The 25,567-nt window shown below is 47.3% G+C and carries 20 protein-coding genes; 17 read left to right on the top strand and 3 right to left on the bottom strand.

The annotated features are described in order from the left end of the window. Positions 1-3: 3 nt before the first annotated feature. Together uvrC and uvrB are read right to left on the bottom strand one after the other, a co-directional pair. A complete protein-coding gene (uvrC, locus tag B9N89_RS14425) occupies positions 4-1,857 on the bottom strand; it encodes an excinuclease ABC subunit UvrC (RefSeq protein WP_132320780.1) in 1,854 nt (617 codons plus the stop codon). Beyond that, the gene (gene uvrB, locus B9N89_RS14420; protein ID WP_132320778.1) at positions 1,858-3,885 is read right to left on the bottom strand and encodes an excinuclease ABC subunit UvrB; all 2,028 of its coding nucleotides are present in this window, start codon (positions 3,883-3,885) and stop codon (positions 1,858-1,860) included. 327 nt (positions 3,886-4,212) lie between these two features. Between uvrB and B9N89_RS14415 the strand changes: the two genes are divergently transcribed. From B9N89_RS14415 to B9N89_RS14385, 7 genes are all read left to right on the top strand, one after another. Then, complete coding sequence (locus B9N89_RS14415) at positions 4,213-4,818, top strand: cytochrome c3 family protein (RefSeq protein WP_132320776.1); 606 nt, start codon at positions 4,213-4,215, stop codon at positions 4,816-4,818. Positions 4,819-4,878: 60 nt separating this feature from the next. Beyond that, positions 4,879-8,043: a 4Fe-4S dicluster domain-containing protein gene (locus B9N89_RS14410; protein ID WP_132320774.1), complete on the top strand. Its 3,165-nt coding sequence runs from the start codon at positions 4,879-4,881 to the stop codon at positions 8,041-8,043. A gap of 73 nt (positions 8,044-8,116) precedes the next feature. Next, positions 8,117-9,457 carry an NrfD/PsrC family molybdoenzyme membrane anchor subunit gene (gene nrfD, locus B9N89_RS14405; protein ID WP_132320772.1) on the top strand — a complete coding sequence of 447 codons (1,341 nt, stop codon included), beginning with the start codon at positions 8,117-8,119 and terminating at the stop codon, positions 9,455-9,457. Positions 9,458-9,468: 11 nt separating this feature from the next. Then, the gene (locus B9N89_RS14400) at positions 9,469-9,990 is read left to right on the top strand and encodes a DUF3341 domain-containing protein (protein ID WP_132320770.1); all 522 of its coding nucleotides are present in this window, start codon (positions 9,469-9,471) and stop codon (positions 9,988-9,990) included. A gap of 14 nt (positions 9,991-10,004) precedes the next feature. After that, on the top strand, positions 10,005-10,529 hold the full coding sequence (locus B9N89_RS14395) for a c-type cytochrome (protein ID WP_132320768.1): 525 nt from the start codon (positions 10,005-10,007) through the stop codon (positions 10,527-10,529). 9 nt (positions 10,530-10,538) lie between these two features. Further along, positions 10,539-11,786, top strand: coding sequence for a hypothetical protein (locus B9N89_RS14390; protein WP_132320766.1), 1,248 nt, complete (start codon positions 10,539-10,541; stop codon positions 11,784-11,786). Positions 11,787-12,122: 336 nt separating this feature from the next. Beyond that, positions 12,123-12,353 (top strand): hypothetical protein, encoded by a 231-nt coding sequence (locus B9N89_RS14385; RefSeq protein WP_132320764.1) that lies wholly within the window; start codon positions 12,123-12,125, stop codon positions 12,351-12,353. Here the strand turns inward: B9N89_RS14385 and B9N89_RS14380 are convergent. Continuing rightward, on the bottom strand, positions 12,350-13,372 hold the full coding sequence (locus B9N89_RS14380; protein ID WP_132320762.1) for an HDOD domain-containing protein: 1,023 nt from the start codon (positions 13,370-13,372) through the stop codon (positions 12,350-12,352). The two genes, B9N89_RS14385 and B9N89_RS14380, sit on opposite strands and share 4 nt — an antisense overlap. Before the next feature lie 192 nt (positions 13,373-13,564). On the opposite strand from B9N89_RS14380, the gene B9N89_RS14375 reads away from it, so the two are divergent. The 10 genes from B9N89_RS14375 to B9N89_RS14330 all read left to right on the top strand — a co-directional run bounded on the left by B9N89_RS14375 (position 13,565) and on the right by B9N89_RS14330 (position 25,094). Then, a complete protein-coding gene (locus tag B9N89_RS14375; protein WP_132320760.1) occupies positions 13,565-14,155 on the top strand; it encodes a tRNA-(ms[2]io[6]A)-hydroxylase in 591 nt (196 codons plus the stop codon). An 11-nt stretch (positions 14,156-14,166) separates the two neighbouring features. Then, complete coding sequence (gene pepQ, locus B9N89_RS14370; RefSeq protein ID WP_159455372.1) at positions 14,167-15,477, top strand: Xaa-Pro dipeptidase; 1,311 nt, start codon at positions 14,167-14,169, stop codon at positions 15,475-15,477. Between the two features lie 85 nt (positions 15,478-15,562). After that, positions 15,563-17,245, top strand: coding sequence for a hypothetical protein (locus B9N89_RS14365; RefSeq protein ID WP_132320756.1), 1,683 nt, complete (start codon positions 15,563-15,565; stop codon positions 17,243-17,245). A 261-nt stretch (positions 17,246-17,506) separates the two neighbouring features. Then, positions 17,507-17,752, top strand: a complete 246-nt coding sequence (locus B9N89_RS14360) for a hypothetical protein (RefSeq protein WP_132320754.1) — start codon at positions 17,507-17,509, stop codon at positions 17,750-17,752. Between the two features lie 15 nt (positions 17,753-17,767). Continuing rightward, positions 17,768-19,756, top strand: a complete 1,989-nt coding sequence (locus B9N89_RS14355) for a gluzincin family metallopeptidase (RefSeq protein ID WP_132320752.1) — start codon at positions 17,768-17,770, stop codon at positions 19,754-19,756. Between the two features lie 136 nt (positions 19,757-19,892). Further along, positions 19,893-20,246: a hypothetical protein gene (locus B9N89_RS14350; protein WP_132320750.1), complete on the top strand. Its 354-nt coding sequence runs from the start codon at positions 19,893-19,895 to the stop codon at positions 20,244-20,246. Then, positions 20,243-21,187 carry a sulfite exporter TauE/SafE family protein gene (locus B9N89_RS14345; RefSeq protein WP_132320748.1) on the top strand — a complete coding sequence of 315 codons (945 nt, stop codon included), beginning with the start codon at positions 20,243-20,245 and terminating at the stop codon, positions 21,185-21,187. The genes B9N89_RS14350 and B9N89_RS14345 overlap by 4 nt, the downstream gene beginning before the upstream one ends. 83 nt (positions 21,188-21,270) lie before the next feature. After that, a complete protein-coding gene (locus B9N89_RS14340) occupies positions 21,271-22,497 on the top strand; it encodes a hypothetical protein (protein WP_132320746.1) in 1,227 nt (408 codons plus the stop codon). Between the two features lie 14 nt (positions 22,498-22,511). Next, on the top strand, positions 22,512-23,291 hold the full coding sequence (locus tag B9N89_RS14335; protein ID WP_132320744.1) for a hypothetical protein: 780 nt from the start codon (positions 22,512-22,514) through the stop codon (positions 23,289-23,291). Positions 23,292-23,417: 126 nt separating this feature from the next. Further along, entirely contained in the window at positions 23,418-25,094 is a 1,677-nt protein-coding gene (locus B9N89_RS14330) for a glutamine--tRNA ligase/YqeY domain fusion protein (RefSeq protein ID WP_132320742.1), read from the top strand. Positions 25,095-25,567: the final 473 nt, after the last annotated feature.

The following is a 25,567-nucleotide window of genomic DNA, read 5'->3' as shown; positions in this document are numbered from 1 at the left end:
ACTTTATGAGGGTTTGTCTGAGTCGCTCTTAAGCAGGGTATAAAGTGCTACTGCGGTTTTCTCCTGGAGGCCTTTAACTTCTTGGAGTTGTTCCAGGCTAGCGCGACGGATACCATCTACATCTCCAAACTGTTGTATCAGACGCTTGCGCAAGACGGGGCCAACACCTGGCACTTCATCGAGAATGCTTGCATGACTCGACTTCTGTCGCTTCTGTCGATGAAAGGTAATAGCAAAGCGATGGGCTTCATCACGAATCCTGGTCATCAGGCGGTGGGCGGGGCTGCCCTCTTGAAGCTCGATGGGATACTCTTGTCCGGCTATAAAGATCCGCTCTTTGCTGGCACTGGGTTTGTAGTCCTTGTCGCTGATTCCGTAGCGATCTGTGCGACTCTTGGCCAGTGCCACGATGGGAAGGGAGAGGCCTGCAAATGATTGAGCAGCTTCCAAGGCGGCATTGAGCTGACCTTTGCCACCATCGATGACGAGCAGGTCGGGTAGATCGTCTTCGCGTACACCTCGTTCGAGACGGCGTTCCACGACTTCGCGGATACTGGCAAAGTCATCGTTCTTGTTACTCACTGTCTTGATGTTGTAGCGTCGATAGAGGTCTTTGGCTGGCTTACCATCAACAAAGCAAACATCCGAAGCGACAATAGCTGAGCCTTGCATATTGGAGATGTCGATACACTCCATGCGCCGGGGCATGCGATCCAGTTGAAGAGTTGACTGCAAGATCTCTAGTTCAGCTTTTTGCTTTAGCTGGAGGTTTTGGTTTTGATCAAAGTAAAATCTGGCATTGCGGCTAGCAAGCTCTAGCAAGTCCTTGGCATCACCACGGCCGTGGCTAACAAACTTGGCAGTCGTCTCCTGATCGACGCACAGGGCCTCGACAAGGTCGATGGGATTTTCTAGCTTCAAAGGCAGAATCAGGTGATCGGGTACCGTTCGATTGTGATAGTACTGAAGGAGAAATGATTCCAATGTCTCTTCGGGGCCATCAATAGAAGCTCCTACTGAATAGCTATCGCTTGCGATCACCACAAAGTTCCTCACCATCGTCACATTGAAGGTCATAGTGCCGGCGCTCTCGTAGCTACCGATTGCGTCTGCGTCTTCATAGTCTTTCACCACAACAGCTTGGTGCTGGCCTATACTCTCCAAAAGTGTGATCTGATCTCGATACCTTGCTGCCTGTTCAAACTTTTCATCTTGAGCAGCGGTAAACATCTTTTTGCGAATCTCTGCCTTGACGTCCCGGTTCTTGCCGTCAAGAAGATCGAGGGCCTGCCTCACCATAGCCACGTACTCGTCGCGACTGACATCCAGAACGCACGGCCCCAAGCACATTTTCATGTGATAATAGTTACAAGGGCGCTTAGCATTCTTGAACTCGTAGGGGCTACAGCGAATCAGGGGGAAAACCCGGAAAACAGTTTTCAACATGCCGTTCAAAACGCCAGCGTTCCCGAATGGGCCAACATACTTAGCACCATCATCCTTTCGCTTTCGAACCTTCTGAATTCTCGGCCAGGGGTCGTTGAAATCAACCCGAACAAAGGGGTATTCCTTATCGTCTCGCAAAAGGATGTTGTAGTAGGGTTGATGGTGACGGATCATGCTGCGTTCGAGGAGCAGGGCTTCGACTTCGGTTTTTGTGATCATGAGGTCGAAGTCTTTGATCTCGTCAACCAATGCTCTGGTTTTGATATGTTGGTCGCGACTTTGAAAGTATGAGCTAACCCGGCTTTTGAGGTTCTTTGCCTTGCCGACGTAGATGATCTTTCCCTTGCAGTTCTTCATGAAATAGACGCCGGGAGACTTAGGTAAGTGCTCGATCTTCTCTCTTAAGCTCATCTAGTTCAGGTCTCCGTGCACCAGCAGTCGATCCTTGAGGGCGGCAATGGTATCACGTAGCTCAGCAGCCTTTTCAAACTCCAGGTCGGCAGCAGCTTTCTTCATTTCCTTGGTCTTCTTGTTGATCAGAGTTTCCAAGGCCTTGACGCTGTGGATATTATGCTCTTTGACCAGGGTATCAGCACTGGCCTTCGGTTTGTCTCCTTCGTCGCTGGAAAGGCCGTAAATCTCCCTGAGCCCTGGACGCATGGCTTTTTGAATGGTTTCGGGCACGATTCCATGCTCAGTATTGTAGCTCATTTGAATTTCACGGCGCCGCTGGGTTTCATCGATACATTGCTGCATGGACTTTGTTATATTATCTGCATAGAAGATAACCCGGCCTTCCGCATTTCGGGCGGCACGTCCGACAGTTTGGATCAGGGATGAGCGAGATCGCAAGAAGCCTTCCTTATCAGCGTCCATGATTGCAACTAGCTTGACCTCGGGTAGATCGAGACCCTCCCGCAAGAGGTTAATTCCAATCAACACGTCGATGGTACCGCGCCTTAGGTCCTGCAAGATCTCTGAGCGTTCGAGGCTATCGATATCGCTGTGAAGGTACTTGACCTTCACCCCCAAATCTAAGTAGTAAGAGCTTAGGTCTTCGGCCATGCGTTTGGTCAAAGTCGTGATGAGAATCCGGCCGTCGGATTCAATGGTGCGACGGATCTCGCTATGCAAGTCGTCGACTTGATTTTTAGCTGGTTTGATTGTGATTTCAGGATCGATCAAGCCAGTTGGACGAATAATCTGTTCCACAAACTTGTTCTGAGTTTGCTCAAGTTCGTAGTTCCCCGGAGTCGCCGAAACATGAATGATGAGTGGGGCTCGTTCCAAAAACTCATCAAACTTCAGAGGACGGTTATCGAGTGCTGCTGGGAGGCGGAACCCGAAGTCTACAAGATTCTCCTTGCGGGCTCGATCACCGCGGTACATGGCTCCAATCTGTGGGACTGTAACATGACTTTCATCGATGATCGTTAGAAACTTCTCAGGGAAGTAGTCAAGTAAGGTTGGAGGGGGGTGCCCAGGAGGGGAGCCGGTGAGGTAGCGCGAGTAGTTTTCGATACCGGGGCAATAGCCAAGTTCTTCTAAAAGCTCTACGTCATTCATGGTGCGCTGTTCTAGCCTTTGGTACTCGACCAGTTTGTCTTGGGCTCGCAGCTCTCGGAGTCGAACCCCTAGATCGTGGAGGATCTCCTTTACCATCGACTGCATGTCACTTCGTTCGGTGACATAGTGGCTATTAGGATAGATAGAAAGGGCGTCGACCTTCTTCACTAATTTAGAGGTAAGGACATCGACAATGGTAATGGACTCCACGTCATCGCCAAAAAACTCTACGCGAATAGCGTGATCTTTCTGATGGGATGGCAGGATGTCCACAACATCGCCACGGACTCTAAATGTACCCCGCTGAAGAGCCATATCGTTTCGTGAGTATTGGATCTCAATCAAGCGCTTTAAAAAGTCGTTGCGAGGGATCTCATCACCAACGGCAACTTTGATACATAGTTTGGCATAGGACGCGGGAGAGCCCATACCATAGATGCACGACACACTAGCGACAATGATGGAGTCGGGTCGTTCAAACAGGGCTTGTGTAGCGGAGTGACGCATCTTATCGATGTCATCATTGATCGAAGCGTCCTTAGCTATATAAGTATCCGAGCCCGGAATATAGGCCTCGGGCTGATAGTAATCATAGTAACTAATAAAGAAGCCAACGGCATTTTCTGGAAATAGCTCCTTGAGTTCAGTAAAAAGCTGAGCTGCTAAGGTTTTATTAGGTGCAATCACGAGTGTGGGCAATTTAGTGCGAGCGATGATGTTGGCCATGGTAAAGGTTTTACCAGAACCTGTGACGCCCATCAGAACCTGATGTTTCTTGCCTTCTTGGACACCAGCGGTCAGCGTATCGATGGCGACTGGCTGATCGCCCATCGGTTGGAAGTCTGCTTTGAGCTGAAATGTTTCCCCGTTCATAAACCGTCCCCCTTCAACAGGTTATCCTGGCCTCATTTGTTGCATATTCCAACGAATCTAGCTACGGCGCTTTTCTTTATAATGTGGACGGTTCGCCAGAAATTATTTTACAATGACGACGCCAAACAAACCAAGGGATGGTGTCGAAATTAGCAGGTAAATGTGGGGTAGTTTCACCTAGCTAAGACTTTGGTTTATCACCTATAAAAGGTTGGCGCCTTTTTTTATTTATGATAACAAGAGGGCCACTGAGATATTCGCCATCCTTTCGTTCGCCGGCGTAATGGAATAGTTCTCAACAAATTTTCCTTTTGAAGGAGGCTGTCATTGGCTTGTTTTAGCACCCGTGTTTCGCATGCGGCGAAACGCCTTTCCGTTTTGGCAATTCTATTATTCCAGATGGGTTGCCAACCTGGTTATCACTTCTGGACGAATTGGTGGACGCCAGGTGATACTGTAGATAATGTCGGTTACCACCCCGAACAACCGATCGACTTCCCTCACGATCTACACGCTGGCGAGAAGCAAATTCCTTGTCAGTACTGCCACTCCGCGGCAAGGCGTTCGTCATGGGCAGGGATTCCATCCATGAATGTCTGTATGGGGTGTCATAACTACGTTGCTACAGACAAAGAGCCAATCAAATATCTCACCGATAAATACCAGAAGAAAGAGCCTATCGTTTGGACCAAGGTTCACGATATGCCAGACTTTGTTCGCTTCGCTCATAAACCTCACGTTCTTAGTGATAAGCTAGCCAAAAACTACGAGAAAGAGTTTGCTGAAAACGATGGTGAAGCCTGCTTCCTCTGCCACGGAAACGTCAAGGAAATGGGAACCGTTTCTCAAGCAAAGTCGTTGCAGATGGGCTGGTGCATCGATTGTCACGTTACGAATGAAGCCCCTGTTAGCTGCGAGACTTGTCACTACTAATAACGTTAATAAAGACCGAGCAACAAAGCTCTGATCGATTACAAGGGAGTATTTACCGATATGAGGAGTAACGATCGCGATCTCCGCCATCTGGAAGAGCAAAAAGAAGCCTTCTTGCATGGTGACCAGCCCTTTGAGGCTCCCGCCAAGGAACTCGTGCCTGGGCCTTACTACTCTAATATAGAAGAAGTTGTGCCGGAGCTTGGGGAAGGAAGCGACGGTCAGGAAGCCGACCAGAAGAAACTTGCGGTAGACCGTAGGGACTTCATGCGGCTCTTTAGTGCAGGCGCTGTGATGGCGTCGACGGCTGCCTGTGTGCGCCGCCCTGTTGAGAAGTCCATTCCTCACGTTGATCAGCCTATCGACCAGATCTTAGGCGTACCAACATACTATGCGACGACAGTCGATGGTGCTGGAGTTGTTGTTAAAACCAGAGAAGGACGACCAGTCTTTATTGAAGGTAATCGCAGCCACCCTCTCAGCCAAGGTGCTGCATCATCTCTTGCAATGTCTGAGCTTCAAGCGCTCTATCACCCAGATCGGCGCAAGGCTCCTGTGATTCGTTACGGAACCAATCGGGAAAGTGAATCTAGCTGGGATGATGTTTACTCTCGTCTCGCTGCTAAGCTTAAAGATGCTCAGAAGGTGGGTATTCTTCTTAAGTCGACCACTGGGCACTCTCTAGATTTCTACAAAGACTTCTTGAAGGCGATTGGTCAGTCTGAAGATAATCTTTATCTCTACGATTCAAACTCACTCCGAAACAACATGGCGGCTGCATATAAGCTGGCGTTTGGCGAAGAAGGCTATCCTCGAACCGACCTCAAGCGATCAGAGTTAATCGTTGGTGTGGGTTCCGACTTCATGGATCTCGGGGCTTCCTCGATCTATGAAACCAAGAGCTGGTCTGACGGCCACTCGTATCGTTTCGGTCAGAAGGGGCGTTTTGTCCAGTTTGAGTCTCGCCTTACAATGACTGGCGGAGCTGCCGAAGAGCGTTATCCAATCGCTCCGGGTAATGAACTAGGGGTGACACTTGCCTTGGTCAAGGCTCTCCTCAATAATAGTGCATCAAAAGGTAGTGCAGCTGACAAGGCGAATATCCAAACGGTTCTCGATGCTCATAGCGACCTTATTCAAGGCGCTGAATCAAGCGTCTCAGCAGGCGTATTCACAGACTTAGCGAAGGACCTCCTTACAAGCAAGTCCGTAGTTCTTGTAGGGGAGTCATCTGCAAGTACTAAGAACGGAACTCTAGTCCAGCTGGCAGGAATCTTTGCCAACGTCTTGATCGGCTCGTACGAGAACAAGACCTTGGTTTATAACGAATACTGGATGACTGCCAAGGGTGGCGATGACACCAAGCGCTTCCTTGATGATGCGAAATCATTCGACGCCTTGTTTGTGATCAATGTGAACCCAGCCTTCACTCTCCCTGAAAGCACGGGTATTCGCGAAACTCTCAAGAACATTGGCACTGTGGTTTCCATTCAGTCCATGCCTTGTGAGACGGACGCCTACGCTGAGTTTATTCTCAACGGCCACAATATTCTAGAAACTTGGGGCGATGAGCACTTGGTTCATGGCTTCTGGTCGATGGTTCAGCCAACAGTAAGTCCGTTTACCAACAGCCAGCAAGCTGAGGATATATTGCTATGGGTTGCGGCTCATCTCGACAAGCCAATGGGTGTTGCGGACTACCGCAATTATCTCCGCAAGAAGTGGATGAGAATCCATAAAGAGCATAATGTCACTCATGATTTTGATACCTTCTTCAATGCAGTCTTGAGAAAAGGTCTATACGGCAAGAAAATTAGCCGAACCATACCTTCGCTCAACGATGTTTCATCTGCTTTTGCTAATGCGGTCCCAGCGTCTTCAGGGCTAAAACTGGTCGCTCACCTTGATCATAGATTGATCGATGGCGTGGGAGCGGATCGTCCCGTTCTCCAAGAAGCTGGTGACGCCTTGACAACTGTGACTTGGGACACCTGGGTTGCTATTAGTCCTGACAAAGCACGAGAGCTTGGCTTTAAGTACAATGATCTTGTAACGGTTAAGGGTCCCGCTGGTAGCTTTGAAGCAGCTGTGTACCCGATGCCTGGTCTCCACAACGATGTGGTCGCTGTACCTCGTGGTAATGGCCATGCGGATGGTGTGAGTCGGGTTTCTACAGGAATCGGAGTCGATCCTTTACAAGCTTTGGCCGCAGAATTTGATGTTGTAACAGGTGAGCCGGTGACGTCTGGTCAGGCGGTGGAGCTAGTTGCCACAGGTCGCAAGTATCGCTTGGCTGCCATGCAGAAGCACAACGACATCGCCAACCGTACCGATATTCTAAAGGAAGTAGGCCTCGACGAGTTGACGACCAAGGAGAAAGACAAGGTCTTCCAAAAGCTGGATGATGTACCTGATCTTTTCCCTGAGTTGAAAGCTCACCCCGATTATCGATGGGGAATGTCGATCGACCTTGATAAGTGTAACGGCTGTGGTGCTTGTACAGTCGCTTGTGACCTTGAGAACAACATTCCTCAAGTAGGTCGTGAGCAGATTCTTCTTGGTCGTGAAATGCACTGGATGCGCATTGACCGCTACTTTAAGGGAGCTGTCGAAAATCCAGAGGTCTCGTTCCAACCAGTTGCTTGTCAACACTGTAACCATGCTCCTTGTGAAGCTGTTTGCCCAGTATATGCAACAGTCCACGATGAAGAGGGGATGAACAACCAAACCTATAACCGCTGCGTGGGAACTCGCTACTGTGCGAACGCTTGTCCCTACAAAGTCCGTCGATTCAACTGGTTTACCCATAAGTGGAATGTAATGGGTGATCGACCAGTAGATCGTAACCCTCGTGCTCTGAACCCTGATGTGACTGTTCGGACTCGTGGTGTGATGGAAAAATGTACATACTGTGTTCAAAGAATCCGCGATGCGAAGCACTATGCTTCTGAGCAGAAGCGAAAAGTCGTTGATGGCGAAATCCGAACTGCTTGTGAAGTGGCATGTGCTAGCAATGCCATCGTATTTGGTAACTTGAAGGACAACAACAGCCGGGTCGCGAGGCTCCGCCGGAACTACCGCGCCTTCCTAATGCTGGGCGGTGATCCGATGCACGGCCACTATGGTATCAAAACGTTGCCAAACACAAGTTACTTAGCGAAGGTTGTACGGGATCCGTCTTCAGCACATGCTAAGACAGAACATAGTGAAGGTGACCACGGTTAACAGAGGGTTGGCTGGGTAAAAAGGGAACGGTCGAACTCCGGTTCGACTACAATCAATTAGCGGAGCATTCTGAATGAGTGATGAAGTTAAATGGACTAAAACAATCTCAGATGTAAATGATGGGATTCTGGCTAACTTAGAAAAGCCGCATCCTACGTATTACGTAGCATGGTTCATGGCGATCCTTTTCGTCGGGATCGGCGTTGCTTGCTGGGCATACCAGGTAACTTATGGTATGGGTGCAGCGGGCCTCAATAGCCCAGTCTACTGGGGTGTTTATATTACAGACTTTGTTTTCTGGGTTGGTATCGGTCACGCCGGTACTCTTATTTCGGCGATTCTCTTCCTGTTCCGTGCGAAGTGGCGAAATACCGTTGCCCGAGGAGCGGAAGCGATGACGGTGTTCGCGGTTATCACCGCGGGTTTATTTCCATTGATTCACGTTGGCCGCCTTTGGTTTGCCGCCTACTGGATGGCGCCGCTACCAAATACCAACAACCTTTGGGTAAACTTTAGGTCGCCTTTGATGTGGGACGTTTTCGCGATCTCCACCTACCTTACAGTTTCACTTCTTTTCTGGTACATGGGCCTTGTTCCTGACTTGGCGTCGATTCGTGATCGGGTTAAAGGTTTCAAACGACTGGTTTACGGTATCATGTCTTTCGGCTGGCGAGGAACTGCAAGACAGTGGCACCACTATGAAGCTGGTTACGGTTTCCTAGCGGCCCTTGCGACACCACTAGTGCTTTCCGTACACAGTATCGTATCCTGGGACTTTGCAATGTCAATTCAGCCCGGCTGGCATACAACGATCTTCCCACCTTACTTCGTCGCTGGTGCGATTCTCTCTGGCTGTGCCATGGTTTACACCTTGCTCGTGCCGATTCGAAAGATGTTCCGCTTTGAGGGCTTCATCAAGGAAGAGCACCTTGAGTCTTGTATCAAACTAACTCTCTTGACCTCGACTCTTGTATTCTACGCTTACGCAATCGAATTCTTGGTTGCTTGGTACTCGGGTAACCCATACGAATGGGCGATATTCGTGAAACGTGCTGTCGGTCCATATGCGTTCTACTTCTGGGTCATGGTTTTCTGTAACTGCATCTTCCCACTGATCTGGTGGTCGAAGAAAATGCGAAACAATATCGCTGTGTCTATGTTTGTAGCGATACTTGTCAACGTTGGTATGTGGTTCGAGCGATACAACATTATCGTTTCCTCCCTTGTAGAAGATTTCATTCCAGGCTCCTGGGGTCACTACGAACCATCCTGGATCGAGATCGGTATTACCTTCGGGAGTTTTGGCTGGTTCTTTTTCTGGTTCCTGATTTTCTGCAAGTTCTTTCCCATCGTTTCGATGTCTGAGCTTAAGTTGATTATGCCTAAACCACTTAGTCCCAAGAAAAACCCATAGGAGCATAGAGAATGAAAAGTAGACCAGGTGGCATTCTCGCCGTATTTCAATATCTAGACTGCGTTTGTGAGGCGATGGAAAAAGCCCGCAAACGAGGGGATTTCGACGGACACGAGGTATTCAGCCCAACGTCATATCACGAAATCGAAGAGGCCGGAGGCTTCGGCTCCAGCCCTGTTAAATGGTTCACACTTACAGGGGCTATGACCGGTACGATTCTAGGATTCAGTCTCTGCTTAGGCTTTGCCTGGGACTGGCCTCTAGTGGTCGGTGGTAAAACACCGGGTATTCACTCCTTGCCTGCCTATGTGGTGATCGGCTTCGAAATGACGATTCTACTTGGTGGTATCGCCACGATCATCGGAATGCTTGTCATGGGGCGCATTCCTAACCCGAAGCAAAGGATCTTAGATCCTCGCTTTACAGATGATCGCTTTGGGATCTTCGTTCCCAATGCATCCCTTGATGGTGAGCAGGCCAAGCTCCTAAAAGCTTGTGGTGCTGAAGAAATTCGCGAAATCGCAGAAGGCTAAGGAAGGACGGGTCCATGAAATTAAAGATTTTTAGTGCTTTCGTGATCCTAGGCAGTCTGGTGCTGTCTGGATGCAAAGAAGGTCGCAACGTCACCAAGTTGCAATACATGCCAGATATGGCTGATAATCCTACGGTCAAAACTCAGGAAAGCTATTTGAATCCTCCCGAGCATTCGGTAGCTACCAGTGCCATTCTCTATCCGGCTACGATGGAGACTGCTGAAGCTGAGTTGGAGATGCCTCCAGCCTTGGCTCATCCAGCAAAGCTTGAAATGAATTTGGCTCAGGGCAAGAAGCTTTACAATACTTACTGCACTGTTTGTCATGGTGCTGATGGTAGGGGTAAAGGCACTCTGGGTGCTTCTTATCCGATCGGGGTGCCTGATATCTCTCGTAGCGACCTTGCAGCGCGAAAAGATGGTTTCTTTTTCGTGAAGATTTCGAAGGGTGGCGCGATGATGCCTTCCTACGGACATGCAACATCGCCTCATGAGCGCTGGCAGATCATTTCTTATCTTAGAACACTTCAAGGAAAATAGGGGACTTCGATGAACGTCAATGATGTTTATGAACAGCGGAATTCATTTTTTCTAGAAGCCCCCGCCGCTCTGAAGGGCGGTATTTACGCAGCCATTGGCATTGGTCTATTAACATTAGGCTATGGCTTCTACGCAGATGGCTCACGGACTTGGGGTGCTTTCTTATTCAACCTTTTCTTCTTCTTCTGCCTGGGCTTGGGCGGTATGGCCTTCGCTGCAATGCAGGACGTGATTGGCGCTCATTGGGGCCGTCCGATCCGAAGAATCCAAGAGGGCTTTGGCGCGTTTGTTCCTGTTGCGATTGCACTCTTCGTTATCTACCTCATCGCTGTCGCTACTGGTATTGGTGGGGCTGATAAAGTCTATCGCTGGATTGAAGACCCCTCGATTTTGAGCCACTTCCACGGCAAGGATAAGTACCTCGTTCCTGGCTGGTTTTTCCTCAGGGTTGGAGTTGTCCTAGCTTCGATCCTCGTACTTAGTCTCTGGCAACTAAGGCTAAGTCTAAAGCGTGACCAGCTTGCGATGGCAGGGCAAAAGGCTGAGGCTGAGGCTTATGGCCAGGAAGTTAAGGAGAAGCTAAAGTTCTGGAGTGCTCCCATCTTGGTAGTATATGGAACAGGATTCACTTTTATGGGTATGGATCTTGTCATGTCCTTGTCTCCACTATGGTTCTCAACATTGTGGGGTGGTTGGCAGTTTGCGATCATGATGCAAACTCTCATGGCATCCTTGCTTCTTGTTATGTTCATGATCAAGGGCACAAATGTTGGTAAGGTGATCCAGCGGCAACAGTTTCACGACGTTGGTAAGTTGATGCACGGATTCACGATCTTTTTTGCTTACCTAACCTACGCTCACGTTCTTACCTATTGGTACGGCAACGTTCCTGAGGAAACAGAGTACTTCATTCATCGTCTTCACCAACCGTGGTTTGGGCTTGTGATTGCTGTTCCCATTCTTGGTTTCCTTGTGCCTCTTTACACCTTGATCTTTAAGGCAGCTAAGTGGACCGCTTGGGTCACTGGACCAATTGCTTGCTTGATTCTTCTAGCTCAATGGTTCTCATATCTACTTATGATTCAGCCAGAGATAGTGAAGGACAATAGCACTTGGGTACCTGGTCTTGAGATTGGCGTATTTTTTGGGATGTTCGGCCTATTTGCATTGACATTCACAATGTTCGCCAAGAGAAACCCCATGGTTCCCATCGCCGACCCATTGCTCAAGAATGCTCTGGACTCTGGTCATCACTAATTGATGCGATTCAAGGCCCCTCAGGGGCCTTTTTTTGTGCGTGGCCTTTAGAAGTAAGGGCTTTGTAGCCACCAATAAATGCATATGACCACTAGGGTATTGCAGATCCACCTCATCTATCACACCTCCGACAAAGCATAACTTTCCTATCGGCAGAAAATTCCTAGTGTTAATCGCCAGTGGATTGAGCCTGAGCATTTTTCTGGTGTTGGCCTGAGGGATTGTAAGAGCTTAGCTTTCTGAAAAAGCGAGCTATTCATGTGGTTACAGTGGGAAACCCTTGCCTAAGGGAAGAGAGTCATAATGGAATTAGAACGACGGAACAAGGAGTCCTCTATGGCTAGTCCATTTGAAAATGTTACACGTGTAGCAATTAAAGAAATCATCACTGGTAAGGCAAACGAGTCCAAGTTTGGCTTTGTCATGACCCATGATGATCTTCACGAAATTTGCGATGACCTATTCAATCTATTATTGACCAGTCGCAACCTTAAAGCAGCTGGAGACCGCTTCATAAGCAGCGGTGCTTTATTTGGTGGTTCGAAAAAGGAGACGTTGCAAAGCTAGGCAACCGACTTCAAAGGCATGATCTCGTTAATCAGAACTTCTGCTTGAGCAGGAGACAGACCGAATTTTTCGTATGATGCTTCAAGAAGGGCTTCATTCATTTGCGTGGGCTGCAACAAAACCCAGTGGCTTAACTGGTTAGCGAAAGTCACCAAGTCGTTAACCGTGAAGTGCGATGCGATCATGCTTTGCGGCTTTTTGTGGTGAGCAGCAATTGAATCGATCACATATTCAGGCAAGCCCCAGAACATCGCGCCAATTTCCCCCAAAATACAGTGATCAAAGGCGTTATGCCTCTCTTCTGCCTGGGACCAAGAGCCTAATATTTTGACGTTGCTGATATCTTGGCTGATTTGATCAGCTAAGTCTGGGTTGGTGATGGCTTGGACGACCTTCCCCACATTGGCGAGTGTCCCAGCGATATATGCCTCATCTGGAAGGGTGTCTGGAGAGAAGCGCTTCGCTAGGAATTCGGCAATACGACCACATAAGAATGAGGCTTCCCAGAAATCTTCAGATTTGAAGTGTTCACTCTTGAATTCAAAGGTATTGAGTGCCGCGACTAGGACCATATCTTTCAGGGCATTAAGCCCGACATAGCTGATAGCGTGCTCAAGGGACTCGATCTGTGATCCACTAACACCACATTGATTATTTGCAATTCGAAGGATATTCGAAGCAAGAATTGGGGCTTTCTTGGCAACGTCAGCTAGCTGGCGAGAGGTCGTCGATTCCTTTTGAATAAGCTCTTGGAGCTGCATCACATAGTGGGGAATATGGGGAAGCTCTTTTATCGATGGCAGCTGATTGAAGACAGATCGGGCCTCGCCACTCAAGGCATTTTCAGGGGAATACCAGTCGTACTTTCCCTTAATAATCATATTCGTCGATTGGCAACCGCAATTAAACCACAGATTGCCACGATCGCAGATTCTCCACCGAGAAGTTTCCTTGAGAAAGTCCTCGGGGGTGTTGAACTTCCGTCCACATGTATTACAAACTTTTAGCGGCTCTGACACGATGATTGCCCTCTATTGTCTGCTGACTATAGTGGCATCGGAAGAAGACCCTAGGGCTGGAATGCTTGGCTCAAAATTCCTTATAACTTACTAAAAATAATAAATAAATATTTGAGACTGGGGACAGTGATTGATGAATACTGGGACTCGGGGTATAGATGACAGGTCAAACATTGGGAATTCGAGGCTTTCATGAATCTTATCCAACAAAAATTACCACTACGAAAAGAAACATCTATAGGCTGGATTGACGCATCACTTGCCGACTTTGATAGCTTCCTGATTGATCATGCTGCTTGTGAGCGCAAGGCTTCCGCTTTGGCGATGTCCTTCGTCGTAAAGTATGCTGATAAGCCGGCTTTGGTGGAGCCAATGATTTGCCTTGCCAAAGAAGAATTAGCTCACTTTCATGAAGTTTACCGTATTATCCACAAGCGTGGTGGGAAATTAGGGGCTGATGAGAAGGACCCTTACGTACAAAAACTGATGAAGTCCATCCGCAACGGGAGAGACGAGCATTTTTTAGATAGGCTTTTGGTATCAGGCGTGATCGAGGCTCGTGGCTGTGAGCGCTTTTATCTCATGGGTGAGCACGTTCCTGATCCTGAGATGGCCGAGTTCTATCGCCGCCTAGCTCGTGAGGAAGCGGGCCATTATACGATCTTTGTGAAGATCGCAAAACAATACTTCGATGACGATATTGTTGAAACAAGGCTTGATCAATGGTGGGATCTGGAAGCCGAAGCGATGTTGTCTGTGCCTTTTCGAGCCGCCGTACACTAAAGGAGACGTTTATGCAGAAACTCTACAACAAGCACCTCAGCATCTTGCAAGGTAAGACCGAGGACATCCTAGACGAGCTAAACCTACCGGGGCTGGTAATTGATTCTGGCAATGCTCACGCTTATTTTGAGGATGATCAATTCGCTCCTTTTAGGCCGAATCATCACTTTGCTCACTGGTGTCCTTTGGATTCAGAACATAATGTTATTGTGATTCGGCCAGGACAAAAGCCTGCACTCCTTGCCTATATCCCAGAAGACTTCTGGCATGAGCATAAACCAGTTAGTGGTTTTTTCTGGTCTGATCAATTTGAAATTTCCGAATTCGGTGATGTTCAGGAGATCTGGCAAACTCTGTCGGAATCTTACAGCGGATTCGCGTATCACGGCCCCCAGGCGGAAAAAGCAGCGAACGCTGACCTTCAAGTAAACGTTGAAGGCTTACTGCCAAGGCTTGATTGGAATCGTTCCTTCAAAACTGACTATGAAGTTTTTTGTTTAGAGGAAGCGACGAAGCTGGCAGTCAAAGGTCATCTTGCAGCAAAAAGCGCCTTTGACATTGGTGAAAGTGAGCTTGGCATTCACCACGCATACCAAGTCTCAAGCCGAACCAGAGATCATGATTTGCCTTACGAAGCGATTGTATGCTTGAACGAAAAATCAGCATTTTTGCACTACCACGACAAACGTGATGATATTCGCGATGGGGATGTATTGCTGATCGATGCTGGCTGTCAATTCAATGGCTATGCTTCGGACATAACAAGGACCCACGTTTCAGAGAATGCGCATCCAGTATTCAAAGAACTTCTCAAAGATATGGAAGCCATGCAGGTGTCTCTCACCAAAATGCCGAAGGTGGGAATGACTATGGCTGACCTCCATTGGGAGTCCCACATAGGGCTGGCTAAGATATTGATCGATCATGAAATCCTATTGGACATCGAAGCCGAAGAGGCTGTGACCCAAGGCTTGACAGGGGACTTTTACCCCCATGGGATTGGACATATGCTTGGCTTGCTAGTTCACGACGTGGCGGGTCGTCAAGTCAATCCAGAGGGTGAGGAGGGAGAACCCGATCCTCGTTTTCCGAAGTTACGGTCTCTGAGACGCTTCGAGGTAGGCCACTACTTTACAATCGAGCCAGGGCTATATTTCATTGATATGCTTCTCAAGAAGCGCAAAGGAACTGACTTCGAAGAGCACTTCAACTGGGATCTGATAGAGGAACTCAAACCTTTCGGTGGGATTCGAATCGAGGACAACATCTTGATCACGAAGAAAGGTCCGCGCAATATTACTCGCGAGTTCTTAGCAATTTAGGCTGAGTCGAACTCCAGTTTCGGCAACTATGGATGGCATTGGCCATCCTTTTTTTTTATGATGACCTAAATCTTGAAGGGTCATTATGAGTTATTTTGTTCGATGGATCTTAGTAACGGCGGTGTTTTGGGGGCTGCGAGTTTCTTATTTTACCCAAGAGTTCTCCTTGCTAGGTTGGGACTCCGACCATGGTGTCATGGGTTTGATGGCGGATCGCTGGTTGGAGGATGGTGTATTTCCTATTTTCTATTGGGGGCAAGAATACTTAGGGCCAATGAGTTCTTGGTGGGCCGCTATCGTTCAATGGTGGATGAATCAGCTTGAAGTCGTACAAATGGTTCCAGGATCATCCGACGCTTATTCTTTGTCTCCTCTTGCTCTTTCCATTGGCGCTGCGATCACGGTCTATTTGGGTGTAGTCATTTGGGAGCTAGCTATACATCGACTTTGGGGACCTCTGACGAGCTTGACTATGGCATCTCTGCTCTCCCTAGGCGGGGCGATGCTTTGGCCTATGAGTCTCCGACCTCTGGGCCATGAAGGTTTGGTTCCTCTTACTGGGTTATTAATATTAACAGCGTCTCATTGCTATCGCGACCCTAGTGCTCATTTGCAGTTCTTCTTTGGTATGGCCCTTGGATGGGTGGCGTGGATTCATCATGGAGGGATGCTATTAGCAGCGCCGCTGGCTCTACTCATTTGGAATCGCCACTATCAAATCAACAAAGTGTTGCCCCGATTACCAAGGCTTTTGCTACTCCCCGATATTAGGTCCAGGACCTTGCGGTGGACCTTGTTGGCGATTGCCGTGCTGCTCATTGCTCGATTGCTCCTTGGTCTCGCAATTGATCTATGGATCGGACCATTTGACACTTACATCTTCGGCTACAAATTGCGCGTTCACCATGGTCTCAAACTAGCTGTTGAAACGGCCAAGATTCTGGTGCTGTTCTATGCTGTGATTTTTCTGATCGGTCACGGAAGCCTTAGGAGTTTTCTGAGCGATCATAAAAAGCCGATAGGTTTCTTAGGAGCTGGCTTTCTATTCGCCTATAGCCCGGTTCTGTTAGGTAAAATATTTTCTTGGTATCCTAGCGCCTATACGTTTTCTCCAAAGCTAGCTCCTGTATCGGCTTGGCTAGACCATCTGACTATGAGTTGGAGTTACCTGTTTGATCTTCTGAGTGTCAATGACAGTGAAACTTGGCAGCTGGTCCTGATAGCAGCGCTTTTCTTAATCTCACACTTTTTGGTAATTTCGAAAATCGCGATACAGCCCTCAAGGCTAAAGGTATTTTCCGCCATCTATTTAGCAATGGGGTTGAATTTTCTAATGATATTCATTCTAGGCCAATTTCACAATCGATACGGTTTAGTACTATTTATTGGAATTCTCGCTCACCTCGCCGTGTGGCCTCAGATCGTATTCAAAGCCAACAAAACGAAAGTTTTTGCTACGATTGCAACCTTAATTTTGGTAGGCACAACTCTTTCCTATCAGGTTCAAGAGAGTATTGGCAGATTGAAAGGGGTTGCTTTCCCCCATGATGAGCTAGCCTTGCTTAATAGTGCCACTTGTGAGGTTTACCATGCGAACTACTGGGAGGTTTATCGGCTTGACTTCCTATCGAATCAGAGTCTTCGACTGGTTCCATGGCAAAGCCAAGATCGAAGCTCTACCCGGAGTAAGTTTTTTCATGAAAATTACAGCCTTTTTTGTTGGTTTGTGCAAGGTAGGGTACTAAAGAACGATCCGAAAGCCCTTTAGTGGTTCCACAAGTCATTTCTTACTCTAAATCTTACCGTTCGCTAATATTCCAATAATATATGGACTATTTGGTAAAAATAGACAAAACCCAAATTGCTGAAGTCTTACCAGGAGGGAATTCTAGAATTAAGTCGAACCTGTAAGCATCAGTAAAAACGTCATAAATTACCTCTCTGAAAATTTCGTTAATATTCGCAGGGCTAGGAATCGAAGCCTTGGTTAGTGAGAATGATCAATTGATGAAATTTAGAGGAACTCATCATGAAACTTCTACCCACACCTATATTATTTGTACTCCTATCTTACGTGACGGCTTGTGGTCAGGCGCCGGTTCAGGAAACCAGCTTTAGCAGACCAGCACAGCAGAACGCAGAGGCTCTTGTTGCTCAAGTAACAGGTGAGTTTGATGAAGACGGTCAACTGATCATTCCCAACAGTCTGAGTAGCTCATGGAATGGTGCTGCACTTCTCGGAAACAGTCGGTATCAAGTGATCGCTCAAGATTAGATTAGGGGGACCAAAATGAACAAGATTATAGCAGTTTCTTTATTTATGTTTGGCTGTGGCCGCCCGTTGAAGCAAGTGAATTCAGATGAGCTTCACACCATTGTTGCCCGAGGCCCTGTAGCTAGCCGAGAAGCAAGTCAGCTCGAAACAAGCCTTCAACTGGCAAGTGCTAACACTAAAATTTACCAAATGTATCGATTCGCAGATAGCGATGTGGTTCATAAGATACTATTTGATACCAGCATGGTTGAGGTGGAAACTGGCAACCCAGAGCTAGTTTGTCAGGAACAAATTCGACAGCACCAAGAGTTGCTTACTCCATTCACTCTTGCCAACCTAGAGCTTGCTAAAACCCAGCAGATCGGTAAGGATCTAGTTCAAGTTAGCCTTCAGCGTCTTGAGAACCAGGAAAAGGTTCGTAACGCTTTTGTAGAGTGTTTGTTCAGTCGCTCGGAAGACGGCCTCAAATTACAAAAAATTACAAACAATAGTTTTTTTCACGCACCCCTAGAAACAGGAGAATCTCTCGATGCTACCGATATTCGATTCATCCTTGGTGAAGGTGGTGGCCTACTCGGCGAAATCAAGAAGTCTTGGTTAGCACGACCTGAAGCTGTATACCAAACTAGCGAGTTTGAGTATCAAAAAGGTCGTGAGATGTTCAAACTGACAATTGCTAATGCTACTGGGGAGATTCTTGAAGGCTCCACCAAAAACCTAGCATTTCGACAAACTCTAACGGGCTCCGTTTATCACCGCTCCTACCTAGAGGAAAATCACTTTCAGCAGTCTTTGCCTCTTACGCCGATCCTAACGAGTCAAGGAACGGTTGTAAGTTCTAAGGATGGTTTCTTCCAAAGCTCAGGCTCAGTCCAAGGGGTAAAGCTAGAGAGTGAGCGGGTCGTTGTTTACGGAGCAGATGAAGCGCAACCGATGGTTGTTGATCACGTGGATCATGGCGACTATGGTGTGGCCGTTTCAGATCCAGATAGCAATCATGCGGGGTTAAACAGCTTTGCATCCATCCATCGCATCAACAAGTTTGCAAGGCAATACCTTTCGCCGCAGGACGTTCCGTTTCTTGATAAAGCAATCGATGTGCGCGTGAATCAGTCGGGTGAGTGCAATGCTTTCTACACGACTGGCCGGGCTGTGATATCTTTGTTTCGCGCCGGTGGTGGATGTGCGAACGTGGCTACAGTTAACGACGTGATCTACCATGAGTGGGGTCACGCTCTTGATGATCATACAGGGCGAGTTCAGGGCGTTACTGACGGTGCTTTTTCAGAGGGAATCGGCGACATTGTTTCAGCTTTCTTCAATCAAGACCCAACGATTGGTGTGGGCTTCGTACAAGACGAGAACTACGGTATTCGCAGAATTGATAAGGTGAAAGTTTACCCTCGTGACACCGGCGAAGTGCATCGCGAAGGAGGTATCATCGCAGGCGCATTCTGGAGGCTGAACGAAAGCTTGCAAGAGCGTTATGGCAAGGACAAAGGTCAAGACCTAGCAGCCAGCTATTTCTTTAAGCACCTGCTCTTCACTGATAGTTACCTAGAGTCGTATGATTCTCTTTTGATCCTAGATGATGATGACAACAATCCTGCAACGAGGAGCCCTAACTTTTGCTTGATCACAGAAGTATTCGCAGCTCATGGCCTCGCAACATCTGTAAACTGTGAAGACGATGCACCGCAAACCTTTGAAGCAGATACCAGCCTAACACTGGCGCTCTACGACATCGGCCCAGAGCAAGTCGGCGCCGTTGGCTCAGGCCATGGAATTGACGAGTTCTACCTTTGTATGGGTTCTCAAAAGACCTGCTTGCAAGATGACAGAATTCATTTGAAATTACCTTTGCTGTCACGTAATGACGAAAGAACTTTCTTTGCCTACAAAGGGGCGTTGCCACTTCAGGGTGTTGACGTTGTCACTTTGATTAGCAAGGATATGAACGGTCAAGTGACAGGAAGTAGGCTAGTCAAAATATTCACAAAGTAATAAATATACTTGCCTTAGACTGAAAAACATGGGAACCATAATAATGTATGGTTTTCAAATTCTTTTGAAAGGCTATAATACGCAGCCCTTTTTTGGGTTATCCTAGATTGAATGTGTAGTCAAAAGGAGATTGGATATGTCGGAAGTGGATATCGAGTTGGAAACTAATGAAGACAATGGTGCTGAGGAGAAAGCTTCCGCTAAGGGTCGTAAGGGAGCGTCCAACAAGCCTACAATGAAGAAGATTAGGCTCAACCTTCAAGAGCCAGATGACGGACCTTTGAATACCTTGCAAAACAAGCTTAAAGATCGAGGTCTCAAAAACTACGATCTGTCGGAGACAGTCAGCGAAGCTCTTGCTACAATTCCAAAAGAGTGGTGGGATGAGAAGCTGGAGGAGCTAACCCCCCTAGAGTGGAAGGTCCAAGCGGCCTTAGATAATCCCGAAATGAGGGAAAAGCTGGTGTCATTGCTTGAAGGCCAAGAGTGATCGATCAATTACTGCAAGAGCCAATTCAAATTGCCCCCTGGATTTTATTGTCCCTTGGGGGCTTTGTCGGAGCCCTTAGCGGGCTCTTAGGTGTTGGTGGCGGAGTGCTGATGACGCCCGCCCTGCACATTCTTGGTTTGCCCATGCCGCTTGCTGTGGGCACCACTCTTACCCAGATGGTCGCATCAAGTATTTCTGGAACTATCAAGCATCATTCCCAAGCAAATGTCTCATGGCCACTCGTGCTTGCCTTTGGGCTTCCAGGGGTTCTTGGAGTTCTGGGGGGCAAAGAACTCATGGTGTTTGTGGCGCATAAACCACAGCTCATGGCAAAGCTTGGGCTTATCTATGCTGGATTTCTGGTTCTGATGGCTGGATTGATGGCTAAGAGAGAACTAGCTCCCAAGGGGTCGAGTGGGCGACGCTCAATTTGGAAAGTTGGGCCTCGCTGGAGCCAAGGACAGGGTCTCTACGAGATCTATTATCTACCTTGTATCTTTTTTGGTGTTCTGATCGGTGTGGTGTCAGGGTTAACAGGGTTGGGCGGTGGATTCTTCTACATGCCAATTATGTCACAGCTGATGGATATGCCTCTAAAGGTTTCCGTAGGCTCAAGCCTTGGGATCGTCGTGATTTCAAGTATCGTTGGCGCAACTAGCTATGGCTTCGCCGGAATGTCCGATTTGAACATGGCCGCAATGATAGCAGTAGGTTCTATTGTGGGAAGTGTTCTGGGTGCTACCGCAACCCAATTTGTTCAGGGGCGGCGACTCAAGCTCATGTTCGCGACTCTAGTCTTGATGGCAGCAATTTCTATGGTATTTAAATCCTATGGGCATATGAACCTATCTCTGGGGATTCTATTTATTTCGGGATTCAGTCTGGTTCTTGTTGCTATGACAACAGCAATCCAAAACTACCTCTCCATGGCAAACAAGTAGTTTCTGCCTACTCCAAGGCCTTTAAATTCACGATACACTGAATGTGTCATGATAAAGACGACTGGTCGATCGATGGAGAGGACATGCTAGATAAACTCGAAGGACCGTGGAAATATGTAGGCCTAGCCGTGAGCTTTCCCCTGCTCTTTCAAGAGCCGTTCCTAAGCTTTGCATGGGGGGCGCAAGATCCTCTCTGGCTTCTGTCAATCAAGCGAGGTCTGATCCTATTGCCTGTGCTAGCGATTGTTGCAAGCTGCTGGCTTACCATAGCCTGTGCTTTGACCCTAGTCTTCCGTTCCGAACGAAGAGAATTCGCCCAAGCTCTTTTCATTACATGGTGGGATCTAGGACGCTCGATATTCTCTTACTGGGGCGGTATTGTAAAATTTTTCCTCAACTTCTTTGGGTGGCTCTACGGTTTCCTTAAGCTTGTGATTATCGGGCTGATCATGATCCTTAAGGATCTACTGTTTCTTCCCATTCGAGTTTTTGCGGAAGTGTCGCAAGGATCGTTTAAAGCAGGGATTCCGTGGCCGGCAATCTTTTTAATGCTGGTCTGGACAGTGATTGAAGCCCTGATTTTTACCTTCGTCATGACACCTCTCGTAGTCGATATTCTCGATGGCTTTACAGAAGGGGATTTCGAGGGCGGTATCGGTCTACAGATTGTTCTCTACACCATGTTCTCATTGTTTGTTTTGGGCTCCTACGCCGTGATTCATACTCTCGGACAGGCGGTTGAACGCCGAGATATTCCAAAAGTAGTCATGTATGTGATTGTTGAAGTTATCGTCGCAGTGGTTGAAACAGTTCTGTTTTATCGTGAGTTTGTGGATGCTTTGATCCCTTGGTTTGCACAGTATGCTGGAGATGACTTTGATCTAGGCTTGATAGGAACACTTTCAATAGCATTCTTCATCTGGCTTGGCTTCCGTTGTATGACTTGGTTCTTATTCGGTTCAACAGCGATTCCTACCCTACTAGCTGTGATTCAACGAACGGGTGTTGAAGGGTATGAAGGAACTAAGACAATGCGAGGAGCTGCCAAGGCAGATGCTAAGGAAATCTTTGCTTATGTTAACGAAGTGATAGAGAAATTTAAAACCGATATGGATTGGGTTGAACACAAAGGTAACTACATTTTTAGTTCCTTTATCATCCCTCCATTGCAGATCATCGCAGGTACTGTAAACTTCTGTACCCTTTTAATATCAAGCTCACATTTATTCGAACTCCCATTTCGCTCTTATACCGATATATTGGACGCCAAGGAACTGATATCGTCTGCAAGACAGAGTGTGAAAAAGTAGGAAAGGCTGAATCGATGCTTAAGTTAATTCTGACGGTGATACTATCTATCTCGCTAAGCTCCCACGCATTCGGGGACGATGAGTTATGTGATCACACCAAGGCAAGTAGTAAAAATACTGGGAAATTGGTGATGTTTATTGGGGTCGATATCAGTGGCTCCTTTAAACGTCTGAAAGACAATGCCCTCCGATTCATCTCTCGATATATGTACGCTCATCTCCATGGGTGTGGAGACATAAAAAAGATTCGATCCTTATTTGTTGGTTCTATTGGTGGTGCTAAACCGAATGAGCCGAAGACTTTTTATCCTATTGAGTCCTTCAAGTACAAGAGTATCGATGGGATTGAGAAAGAACTGCGGAAGATATTTAGTAAAACTAGCAACCAGTACACAGACTACAACGCTTTCTTTGCTCAGGTCGCTACTTTTATGAAGAATAAAAAGCTTGTGATGAAGCCCACAGATATTATTCTGCTCAGCGATGGGATACCCGATGCACCGAAGGTCAAGGGTAAGGCCGACTATCGTAGTCTGAAGCTTAAGCCCTTAGAGAATCTATCTCGCAAGATCACCGTGCGGGTCTTATACACGTCAGCCGTCACTGGATCTCAGTGGCAAAGCAGTGTCCCTCGCAATCGTGTGAGGGTTTGGACCCAAGATGCGAATGTGATGAAGATGTGGGAAGCACCAGATATCTTTCTGAAAGGCAAACCCTTCGCTAAGCAAGACCGGTTTTTTAACTGGCTTCGCCAAAATGTCGATTGGTCGGTTCGTAAGAAAACAGTCAAGTAGGCGCTCGAGTTCTGTCGTCTCCCACGAAATAACATATTCCCTAGCAGCGGTCTGTGATAGAGTATGGTGCTAATTGCGGCCAAATGGCGTGATGTGGACAATTGACGACTTGAAGAGGCGCTAAGGATGACTGATGACAAAAAGCCTGCGGTAAACTTCATCCGCAACATCATCAACGAAGATTTGAAAAATGGTAAAAATGGCGGTCGGGTGGTGACACGATTCCCCCCAGAGCCCAACGGCTATCTTCACATTGGGCATGCGAAGTCCATTTGTTTTAACTTTAGCCTCGCTCAAGAATATCCCGGTGGAAAATGCTATCTACGCTTTGACGACACGAATCCAGAAAAAGAAAGTGTCGAGTTCATGGAGTCTATCAAACGGGATGTGGCTTGGCTTGGCTTTGATTGGGAAGATCGCCTGACTCATGCATCAGACTATTTTGATAGGCTGTACGAGCTTGCCGAGGGCTTGATTCAACGTGATAAGGCCTATGTTTGTAGCTTGAATGCTGAGCAGGCTCGTGAGTACCGAGGTACCTTAAAAGAGCCAGGTAAGGACAGCCCTGATCGCAATCGACCCGTGGAAGAGAGCTTGGATCTTTTTAGGAGAATGAAGGCTGGAGAGTTTGCAGATGGCACCTATACCCTTCGTGCCAAGATTGATATGAGTTCGGGTAACATCAATATGCGCGATCCGGTTTTGTATCGCATACGTAAAGTTCATCATCATCGCACCGGTGATAAGTGGAATATTTATCCCATGTATGACTACACTCACCCGCTTTCCGATGCTTTTGAGGCAGTGACTCATTCGATCTGTACCCTCGAGTTCCAAGACCATAGGCCGCTTTATGATTGGATCATCGAGCAGTGTGAAACTGAATTCGTGCCTCACCAGTACGAGTTTTCTCGATTGAATGTGAACTACACGATAACCTCCAAGCGGAAGCTGAAGTACTTGGTTGATCAAGGTCTGGTCAGTGGCTGGGACGACCCCAGAATGCCAACCATTTCAGGTATGAGGCGTCGCGGATTAACTCCAGCTTCACTTCGCAAATTCAGTGAGCGAACAGGGATCTCTAAGAAAGAAACCATTATCGATGTGGGTATTTTAGAAGAAGAAGTCAGAAATGATCTCAACGAAACTGCTAAGCGAGCCTTTGCGGTTCTAGACCCAATTAAGGTTACAATCAGTAATTATCCAGAAGGCAAAGAAGAGGTGATTGAAATCCCTAATCATCCGCAAAAGCCAGACTGGGGAACGAGAGAGATTCTATTCGAGAAAACACTCTATATTGATCGCTCCGATTTCTTGGAAGATGCACCACCAAAATTCTTCCGTCTGAGTCCTGGCAAGGAAGTTAGGCTCCGCTATGGTTATGTGATTCGATGTGATGAAGTGATAAAAGATGATGCAGGTGTCGTTCGGGAGCTGGTTTGTACTTACGATCCGGATACCTTAGGCGGCAAGAAGCCTGCTGATGGGCGCAAAGTTAAAGGAATCATTCACTGGCTTTCAGAGTCTGGTTCGAAGCCTGCTCTCGTTCGGATCTACGATCGTCTGTTCAATGTGGAAAACCCAGGAGTGGTAGAGTCAGTAGAAGACGCTCTCAATCCTGAGTCGCTATTGACGATGGTTGATAGCCGGATTGAAAATAGTCTTACTCAGGTAGCACCTGGCGACACCTTTCAATTCGAGCGCCTTGGTTACTTCTGTGCAGACCAGATCGAGTTTAGCGCCGAGAAGCCTGTATTCAATCGAACCGTAACGCTCAAAGATACCTGGCAGTCTAAGAATTAATTGTTTAGGGGAGTTTCTAGCTCCCCTAACTTGCCTTCATTCGTGTAGGAGGCAAACAGAACCCATACCTTCAAGTGGCTTCCTTTCTGGCTTGTTATTTGCCTACAAGATCTGGTCTAGAGTTTAGAATTTATAAAGTTAGACTATTGAAACCTACAGTTTCGTACTTCATTCTGAGGTCGTATGATCTAAATCTAGTAATATTACTATATATGGGGTCGTTTACAGAAAAACTGGCATATTCATGTCGATTCATATTTTGCAGGAAAATAGGCATAAATAATCAAAATACCCATGTTAAATGAATGCTACCAAATGGTATCGGAAGCCCTTGAGTTTTTGCTGGGAAACAGTAATTTCAATAAAATTTACAGTTATTTAAAAGATATATTCCTCGAATCTGAGTTCTAATGCGTGCCTGCATAAAATGGCTGGATACCCGCGATTTGAAGGGATTTTGTGAGTTTTACAAT

Origin of the sequence: Pseudobacteriovorax antillogorgiicola (assembly GCF_900177345.1) — a bacterium.
In the GTDB taxonomy this organism is placed as follows: Bacteria; Bdellovibrionota_B; Oligoflexia; order Oligoflexales; family Oligoflexaceae; genus Pseudobacteriovorax; species Pseudobacteriovorax antillogorgiicola.
Note: the sequence above shows the minus strand (reverse complement) of the source record. Positions and strands in the feature narration are given on the sequence as shown.